We start from the raw sequence: 9,218 nt of genomic DNA on the forward strand, positions 1-9,218 counted from the left end.
AGGCCGTTTATACTGGCTGGTGCCATTGCCGCGGCAATTGGCATGCTGCTTATGCCAAACGCACCCTTGTTCGTGGCAATTATGGCACCCATGTTGTTTGGTGCAATGATGCTGGCACTGATGGATGCCAGTTTTAACGTGTGTTTCCAGCCATTCAGATCCCTGGTGTCTGACATGGTACCCACTGGCCAGCGCAATGCCGGATATTCAATTCAATCGCTGCTGATTAACATAGGTGCGGTGATTGGTTCTATTTTGCCGTTTGTACTCACCAATGTAATTGGATTGGAAAATACGTCAAAAGCAGGAGAGGTAGCGCCTTCCGTTGTCTGGGCTTTTTACCTGGGGGCGACTGTACTGTTGGGTTCGGTATTATGGACGGTGCTTCGCACTAAAGAATATGCACCAGAGGATTATGCGCGATATAAAGGTTTGCAAGCGGAAGATACTCTGCCAAACAAAGCGCCACTGGGTGAACGCCTGGCGAATTTCTTCAAGTTGGTTACCAACATGCCAGGCACGATGAAGCAGCTGGCAGTTGTACAGTTTTTCTCATGGTTCTCCCTTTACATTATGTGGGTTTATACCACGCCAGCTATTACGCAACACATTTGGGCTGTTGATAAAATGTGGTTTGACCCAGCCTACCTTGCTTCGATGGAATCCATCCCACAGCATATTGCCGATGCCAAAGGTGCAGCAGGTGACTGGGTGGGGATCCTGTTTGCCGGATATTCGGTATTTGCCGCACTCTTTTCCATCGTACTGGCCGGGCTGGCCGACCGTTTTGGTCGCAAGCTGGTGTATAGCTTATCGTTAGCTGCCGGTGGTTTAGGTTATCTGAGTTTTAGCCTGTTCCAGGACTTAAATCAGGTAACCGTTAATTTGCTTATCACAGAAGTCACTGTGCCTATGGGGGCCGTGAATCTGCTCATCCCGATGATCGGGGTAGGGATTGCCTGGGCAGCCATTCTGGCCATGCCTTACGCAATGTTGGCGGGTAGTCTGCCAGCCAGACAAACGGGTGTTTACATGGGCATATTTAACTATACCGTGGCCATGCCGCAAATTATTGCGGGTGTGAGTGCCGGATGGATATTAAGTAACGTATTTGCCAATGAAGCTATCTACATCATTATGGTGGCTGGCGGCTCTATGCTGGCAGGCGCGGTGGCGGTGTACTTTGTAAAAGAATCTGTACCGGCAGCAGAACAAGGAGCCTCTCATGCGTAAGTTATTTTCCATTGGCGCAATCGCCAGTGCGGTTATGTTGTCAGGGTGCCAGTCAACGTCATCGGTAACAGAACCGGCATCGATATACGGCACTCAAGAGCCCTTTACCAAAGAAGCGGTTTATTTTGTGATGACCGATCGGTTTGTGGACGGCGACCCGAATAATAATTACGAACAGCAGGGCGGAGCGCATCCAAGCTGGTCGCTACGACTTGAAGGACCAGACGGAAAATTTGCCAATGCCGGCTATATGGGCGGTGATTTTAAGGGGATTTTACAGAATCTGGATTACATAAAGGAGATGGGTTTCACTGCCATTTGGATCACACCGGTACTGGATAACCCGGATCAGGGTTTTACTGGTGATGAGCCGATTACGTATGGCGGTATGTTTAAAGATGGCGGGAAGTCTGGTTATCACGGATACTGGGCAACGAATTTCTACAAAGCTGATGAGCACTTAGTGAGTGAAGACCTCTCGGTATCCGATTTTACTACTGCATTGCATGATGCCGGCATGAAAGTCGTATTTGACATTGTAGCTAATCACGGTACGCCCAGCTGGACAATGCCTGTAGATCAGCCTGGTTATGGTGAAATTTACGACATGGATGGCAAGTTGGTGGCAGACCACATGAATTTGCCGCCGGAATCACTCGACCCGCAGAATGAGCCATTGCACAGCTTCTTTCATCCCTACCCGGATTTAGTGAAACTGTCGAATCTTGACGAGCACAATCCCGCGGTTCAGGCGTACCTGATCAATAGTTATTTATACTGGATTGAGCAGGGGGCCGATGCATTCAGAATCGATACAATTCGCCATGTTTCCCACGACTTCTGGCGCACTATGTCAGACCGGATCCGCGCAGAACACCCGGGTTTTTATATGTTTGGCGAGAGTTTTCAGTACGATGCAAATTTTATAGCCCAGCATACTCAGCCTAAAAATGGCGGTATTTCGGTTCTGGATTTTCCGATGCAAAAAGCCATGGTGTCGGTATTTGAGCAAGCGGATAGCGATTATGCCTTGTTGGCTGATACCTTGTATCTGACCCATGGGCCTTATCATAACCCCTATGAACTCACCACATTTTATGACAACCACGACATGGCGAGAATGAATGCCAGTGATGAGGGGTTTATTGATGCCCACAACTGGTTATTCACCGCGCGGGGCATACCTGTGGTGTATCAGGGATCTGAGTTTGGGTACATGCGTGGTACCTCTGAGCATGTGGGCAACCGTAACTACATCGGTCAGGAGCGGCTTGAAAACGCTCGCAACCATAACATTCGGGAAAATCTGTCGCGCATTGCATTGGTTCGTCAACAATCACCTGCGTTGCAGCGTGGTTTGCAATACAACCTGACGTTGTCAGGTCATGAAGCCGTATTCTTCAGGGTAGTACAAGACAGTGCTGCGCAACAAACCGCGCTGGTTATGCTGAATAAGAGTGACATGCCTATGCAAATGCAAGCCGACACCTTTGTGGATAGCGGCGAATGGCAGGAACGCATAACAGGGTCATCAGTGCAGGTGAGTAATGGTGCGCTTTCTGCCACTGTTCCTGCGCACGGTGTGCGGGTATTTGTTAAAAACGGACCTGTTACAAGTAATACGTTCACGCAGGTGCTGTTAGAACAAATGGCTCGTCAGTAAATTCTGGATTAAAGAAAGCCTGAAAGTACGGCGCGGTCATCTTTAAAAGGGAAGACCGCGATTTTTCTCAGGCGTTTTCCTGTCCACAGGACTGCCTCACAATCAGTGTGGCTGGCATGAGGTAATCAGTGGTCTGTTCGCCATCAATTGCTCGCAACAGGTTTTCTACCAATGCTTCACCTGCCTGTATTGTGTTTTGCTGAACAGTGGAGAGACTGGGCGTGGTAAAGGCTGATAGCTGGATATTATCGAATCCTACGACAGCAACATCAGCCGGCACCTGGATACCTGCCGCTTTTAAGGTTTTGAGCACACCTACGGCAATGATATCGGCAGCACAGACTATGGCATCAGGTAATGGCGCGCCACTATTAAGAAGCTGTGTTGCTGCTTCTATACCCGCTGATTCAGCAGAGATAGCATCAAGCTGAATACAAGCCTGAGATTCCCCATTGTGTTGATCAATCGCGGCCAGATAGCCGTCATAACGGCCCTGAAACTCTGGCGCTTTCTCACCAATATCACCAATAAATGCATAACGGCCCTGGCGCAAAGACAACAAATGTTCAGTAACGTCTTTGCCACCCTGAAAATTATCGCAGCCAATAGAAATCCCCGGATACTCAGCAACAGGGGCTCCCCAGCGCATAATGTGGGTGCCCTGTTCCTGTAATTGAGCAAGCTTGCTTTCGTAGGAACGGTAATCTCCATATCCGAGCAAAATAATGCCATCGGCTTTGTGTGAATCTTCAAATTCAGCGTGCCAGTCACTTTCCAGGTTCTGGAAAGATACCAGTAAATCATAGCCTCTGCTGGCACAGGCTTTGGTAATACTGCCTAGCATCGAAAGAAAAAACGGGTTGATCATGGAGTCGTCAGAGGTGGGATCTTCAAACAGCAGCAAAGCAATAGTACTACTGCGCTGACGACGCAGGTTACTGGCATTTTTATCCACTTTGTAGTTGAGCTGCTGCGCAATTTCCTGCACTTTTTTACGGGTCTCAATATTCACCAGTGGGCTGTCATTTAACGCCCGGGACACCGTAGACTGAGACACGCCAGCCATGTGAGCAATATCAAAAGAAGTGGCTTTGTTTTTCATGCTTTAGAGTAATTTATTGTTGACGAAAACCGTGAAAATTCATAGCCCGACACCAAATCTCAGGTCAGGGCTGAACACATTCACTGGCAGTATAGATGAAATCATTACAATGGGAAATTGGCTTTACACGTGAACAATAATAAACGTGGTTTGACACCATAAAGCAATGATATACTCGCCAGCATACGGCGTGAATATTCGTCGATAAATACAAAACAAGTCGACATCACGTAACCGACAGTCATTAAATAATAAAATAAGGGGCATCGCGAATGGCCGAGACTGAACACCGTCCGACCAATTTTATCCGCCAAATCATCGATAAAGACCTTGCGAGTGGGCTGCACTCAACCGTTAAAACGCGCTTTCCACCAGAGCCTAACGGTTTTCTTCATATAGGTCATGCAAAGTCTATCTGCCTGAACTTTGGTATTGCCCAGGATTATCAGGGTACCTGTAACCTGCGCTTTGATGATACCAACCCGGCAAAAGAAGACATCGAATTTGTAAACTCTATTCAGGAAGACGTGCGCTGGCTTGGTTTTCAGTGGGATGGCGATGCACGTTATTCTTCAGATTACTTTGACCGCTTGCACGGCTACGCAATCGAGTTAATCGGCAAAGGGCTGGCGTATGTGGATTTCAGTACTCAGGATGCGATGCGTGAAATGCGCGGTACGTTAACTGAGCCGGGTAAAAACAGCCCGTACCGGGATACCAGTGTTGAAACCAATCTGGCCGAATTTGCGAAAATGACCGCTGGTGATTACCAGGAAGGTCATTGCTGTCTGCGTGCGAAAATCGATATGGCTTCGCCGTTTATGTGTATGCGTGATCCGGTGATTTACCGCATTAAGTTTGCCCATCACCATCAAACCGGTGAGCAATGGTGCGTTTACCCAATGTACGATTTTACCCACTGTATTTCAGATGCCATTGAAGGGATCACCCATTCACTGTGTACACTGGAATTTCAGGACAACCGCCGCTTATACGACTGGGTAATCGAAAACATCACCATCGACTGTGTACCCCGTCAGTATGAGTTTTCGCGTTTAAATCTGGAATACACAGTGCTGAGTAAACGCCGTTTAATACAACTGGTGGATGAAAAGCACGTAACAGGTTGGGACGACCCTCGGATGCCGACGATTGCCGGTTTACGTCGCCGAGGATACACGCCTGCATCGGTGCGCGAATTCTGTAAGCGTATTGGTGTGACCAAAATGGACAACATGGTTGAAATGGGCATGCTGGAAGCCTGTATTCGCGATGATTTGAACGTGAATGCGCCGCGCGCCATGGCCGTGTTAGACCCCATTAAACTGGTGATTGAAAATTATCCGCAAGGCGAGCAAGAAACCCTGATTGCCCCTAATCATCCGAGCGATGAATCAATGGGTAGCCGTGAATTGACCTTTGGTCGCGAAGTGTGGATTGAGGCAGAAGACTTCCGCGAATCTGCCAATAAGAAATTCAAACGTCTGGTACTGGATAAAGAAGTACGCCTGCGCAACGCCTACGTGGTTAAGGCCAATCGGGTGGAAAAAGACGAGCAGGGCAATGTGACTACGGTTTACTGTACTTATGATGCTGATACGTTAGGAAAGGATCCGGCTGACGGCCGCAAGGTAAAAGGCGTGATCCATTGGGTTGATGTAGCAACTGGCGAAGCGGCGCAATTCCGTTTGTACGACCGTTTGTTTAACGTACCCAACCCAGCTGCCGAAGAGTCATTTGTTGAAGCTATCAACACAGACAGTTTACAGGTAAAACAGGGCTGGGCCGAGCCTGGCCTGGCATCTCGCGTGCCTGAGATTGGCGCGTGGCAGTTTGAGCGTACTGGTTATTTCTGTTTAGACAAAGACAGCACAGAATCACAACGGGTTTTCAATCAAACTGTTGGGTTACGTGATACGTTTGCCAATAACGACGACTAGTAACAACGGATTTGCCCTTAAATTGAAAAGCCACCGATAGGTGGCTTTTTCTTTTTCTGTGTAGCGAAACAATACGTCTTATTTCGGTTGGCAATCCAATGATTGGCCGTTTATCGACAGGCTGTCGTTGCCCATTAAGTACAGGTACAGGGGCATGATTTCTTCCGGCGTTTTCAATGTTTCTGGTTGTTCTGCCGGAAACGCCGAGGCGCGCATCGCGGTGCGGGTTGCGCCCGGATTAATGCAATTAAATCGAATGCTGCTGTTTTTATACTCGTCTGCTAACACCTGCATGAGTCCCTCGGTTGCAAACTTAGATACGGCATAGGTACCCCAAAACGCACGGCCTTTTTTACCCACAGAAGAACTGGTAAGAATAACCGAGGCTTGTTCAGCATGAGCCAGTACCGGTAGTAACGCCTGCATCATGTAAACGCTGCTATTGAGGTTAATCTGCATCACTTTTTGCCACTCTTCAGGCGAAATATCCGCAAAGCGACTCAGATGCCCAAGTGCACCGGCGTTCAGCAGTACGCCATCGAGTTTACCAAACTGATCGCCAATGGTACGCGCCATTCCAGCGTAATGCTCGGGCGTAGCGCCTTGCAGGTCGAGTGGCACTATAGCGGGCTCGGCACCGCCGTTGGCAACAATTTCATCGTAAACTGATTCCAGTTTGCTTACGGTTTTACCCAGTAAAATACAGGTTGCGCCGTATTGTGAATAGGTGAGGGCAGCTTGCTTGCCAATACCGTCACCTGCACCCGTGATCAGGATGACTTTTTTATTAAGAAGATCTTTAGGTGCGTGATAATCATTCATAAATTTAGATACCTGCTAAACTTGCTTGAAAGGTTAAGCCGTTGCTTACCCGGATTCGGACCAGTAAATTGCAGGAGATGATACAAATATCCTGAATCAAGTAAACCAATACTTGTTGTGTTGTATAGAAGAACCCTTAAAATATGCGAAAAATCAGTCAGGTAGAATATTACCTTACAAAAAGTTAACAAAATTTTGCAATATTTCGATAAAGAAAATAATATGGTCAATAACAACTGGTCGTACATGTTTGATTTTTAGACTATGATCAAGGTATTAGGCCTTAGTAGTACTAATTAAACGCGCGATTGCCAGGATAACAATAATCCGTTTTGTAGGGAGAAATAATGAAAAAACTAATTCTTAGCACCAGTGTGGCCTTGGCACTGGGGTTAACGGGCTGCGGCGGTGGAACGACAATTGATAACATCAATGGTAGTACAGATGAAGTCACCCCCTACTCACGCGTAGTCTTTGACCCGGCTAATGGCAATCTGAATGTGCCAAACGACCTTCTCATGCTTCCTGGTGCTGATGGTTTCTTTGATTACACTCTTAACATTCCTGTAGACGATCCTACTGACTTCGGTGATCCGCAAAATGCACTAAACGTGTTAGACGGCTGGTCTATTCAACATCCATTTACTATCAGCGTACAAACTGCACCAGGCGAGTCGCTGGATGCCAGCACACTGTCGGCTGGTGTACATCTGTACGAAGCAATACTGGGTTTGAACCAAAGCGATCCGGATTGTGCGTCTTCGGCTATTCCGTCCTCTGGTTGTAAACTGGGCGACCAGCTAACCTACGGTGTAGATTATGTTTTATCCTTGGTGAACGGCAGCACCATCAGCGTAGTTCCATTGAAGCCACTAAAACCGGCGACAGGGCACATGCTGGTAATGACAACCGGTTTAAAAGATACGTCGGGTAAATCAGTACAGGGTTCTACTACCTGGGATCTGGTGCGCCAGGACATCAACACTATGCCGCTGTCTTCTTCGTCTCAGTTGCAGTTACAAACTATCGTAAACTCTTACATCACTCCGCTATTAGGTGCCGGGTATGATCGCGAAGAAATTACCTATGTGTCTGCTTTTACCACGCAATCTACCACTGATGTTCTGGGCACAGTTAAAAAACTGCTGATTGCTGATGTGGTAACGGCACTGCAAACCGACCCATCAACCGTGGGTTCTGCACTGCCAGCTATTGTTGTGCAGGATGCTACTGGTGCCGACAACGCGATGGAAGCGTTGAATCTAGTGAGTGATTCTACGCTGGCTGGTGCGGTTGAGTTAGCTAAGTCTGGTCAGTCTGCACCTATACAGGCTGCTATTGATGCGACTGATTTTTCATTGTTACAAACCTGTGATGGCCTTTTGGGTACTGCCTCTGGTCAGTTAAGTGCTTACTGGGGTCCTATGAATACGGTAGCTGCTGGTCTGGCGTCCAATATTCTGCCTCAAGTCGGCGCTTTCTGTGCCGCCGAGCGTTATAGCGGTACTATCAGCCTGCCATATTACCTGGGCGTACCGTCACTCACTAACCCAATGGCGCCGGTAAATGAATTCTGGCACGCTGCTTGTGATAGCGGCATTATCCTGGCTGGTTTGTCAGATGCAGTGAAAGCCGTTGCCACACCAGGTCCAAACTACGCCTTGTGTAGCAGTGTAGGATTGGCGGATTTGCGCGTGAATGGCGAGAAGATCGACACCAAACGCAATCTAACCCGCTTTAGCCCTATCCCACAGGCTACCATTGCGGAAAACAGCCTGGAAGTGCAGGTAACTGTGCCTGATCCAGTGGTTGCAACCGCATTGGGTTACCCAATTACCAAACCAGCAGCAGGCTGGCCAGTAGCAATTCTGGTGCACGGTATTACGGGTACTAAAGAGCAAATGATGGCGATCAGTGGTACCTTGTCTTTACACGGTGTAGCAACTATTGCGATTGACCACCCATTGCATGGTAGTCGTGGATTTGACGTGAACATGGATGGCACCGATGACATCAATGCCAGCACGGTATCGCCTACGCATTACATGAACCTGGCTTCATTGCCTACTGCGCGTGACAACCTGCGTCAAAGCGTTGCCGATTTACTCGGTCTGCGCTTGGGTATCAATGCCATTGTAGATATGTCTACGTCGGGCAATGTTGACATCGATACCTCAAAAGTATCAATGATGGGGGTATCACTGGGTGCCATTACCGGTGCAAACTTCTCAGCCATGGCTAACAGTACGCTGGGTAATGCGTTACTGGATAACATGTTTGCAATTAAAGCGGCGTCTCTGGAGTCGCCAGCCAGTGGTATTGGTAACTTCCTGTTAGAGTCGCCTGATTTTGGCCCGCTTATCAAAGCGTTACTGATGCTCCAGACATCAGAAGACTTTGCTGGCTTTGTAGCTGAGTATTACGGTGACAGCCCAACTGAAGCGCAATTGCGTGATGC

Annotated in this window: 6 protein-coding genes; 4 read left to right on the top strand and 2 right to left on the bottom strand. The window is 48.1% G+C overall.

What is annotated here, in order from left to right:
- Nucleotides 1-1,233: MFS transporter (locus tag ACLR2L_RS16390; RefSeq protein ID WP_413369606.1), on the top strand; the 1,233-nt coding region annotated here is incomplete at its 5' end.
- Nucleotides 1,226-2,896: an alpha-amylase family glycosyl hydrolase gene (locus tag ACLR2L_RS16395; protein WP_413369608.1), complete on the top strand. Its 1,671-nt coding sequence runs from the start codon at nucleotides 1,226-1,228 to the stop codon at nucleotides 2,894-2,896. The genes ACLR2L_RS16390 and ACLR2L_RS16395, both read left to right, overlap by 8 nt.
- A gap of 67 nt (nucleotides 2,897-2,963) precedes the next feature.
- On the opposite strand, the gene ACLR2L_RS16400 is transcribed toward ACLR2L_RS16395, so the two are convergent.
- Nucleotides 2,964-3,998 carry a LacI family DNA-binding transcriptional regulator gene (locus ACLR2L_RS16400; protein WP_413369610.1) on the bottom strand — a complete coding sequence of 345 codons (1,035 nt, stop codon included), beginning with the start codon at nucleotides 3,996-3,998 and terminating at the stop codon, nucleotides 2,964-2,966.
- A gap of 272 nt (nucleotides 3,999-4,270) precedes the next feature.
- Between ACLR2L_RS16400 and glnS the strand changes: the two genes are divergently transcribed.
- Nucleotides 4,271-5,938 carry a glutamine--tRNA ligase gene (gene glnS, locus ACLR2L_RS16405; protein WP_413369612.1) on the top strand — a complete coding sequence of 556 codons (1,668 nt, stop codon included), beginning with the start codon at nucleotides 4,271-4,273 and terminating at the stop codon, nucleotides 5,936-5,938.
- Nucleotides 5,939-6,016: 78 nt separating this feature from the next.
- On the opposite strand, the gene ACLR2L_RS16410 is transcribed toward glnS, so the two are convergent.
- A complete protein-coding gene (locus tag ACLR2L_RS16410; protein WP_140956928.1) occupies nucleotides 6,017-6,760 on the bottom strand; it encodes a YciK family oxidoreductase in 744 nt (247 codons plus the stop codon).
- Nucleotides 6,761-7,107: 347 nt separating this feature from the next.
- On the opposite strand from ACLR2L_RS16410, the gene ACLR2L_RS16415 reads away from it, so the two are divergent.
- Nucleotides 7,108-9,218 (top strand): VolA/Pla-1 family phospholipase (locus ACLR2L_RS16415; protein ID WP_413369615.1); only part of this gene is annotated, 2,111 nt, incomplete at its 3' end.

Source organism: Alteromonas sp. AMM-1 (assembly GCF_047290655.1).
GTDB lineage: Bacteria > Pseudomonadota > Gammaproteobacteria > Enterobacterales > Alteromonadaceae > Alteromonas > Alteromonas mangrovi.

Excerpts from the sequence above, each read along its gene's own strand:
- glnS (WP_413369612.1), top strand. The coding sequence starts at position 4,271 with ATGGCCGAGACTGAACACCGTCCGACCAATTTTATCCGCCAAATCATC.
- ACLR2L_RS16395 (WP_413369608.1), top strand. The coding sequence starts at position 1,226 with ATGCGTAAGTTATTTTCCATTGGCGCAATCGCCAGTGCGGTTATGTTG.
- ACLR2L_RS16400 (WP_413369610.1), bottom strand. The coding sequence starts at position 3,998 with ATGAAAAACAAAGCCACTTCTTTTGATATTGCTCACATGGCTGGCGTG.
- ACLR2L_RS16410 (WP_140956928.1), bottom strand. The coding sequence starts at position 6,760 with ATGAATGATTATCACGCACCTAAAGATCTTCTTAATAAAAAAGTCATC.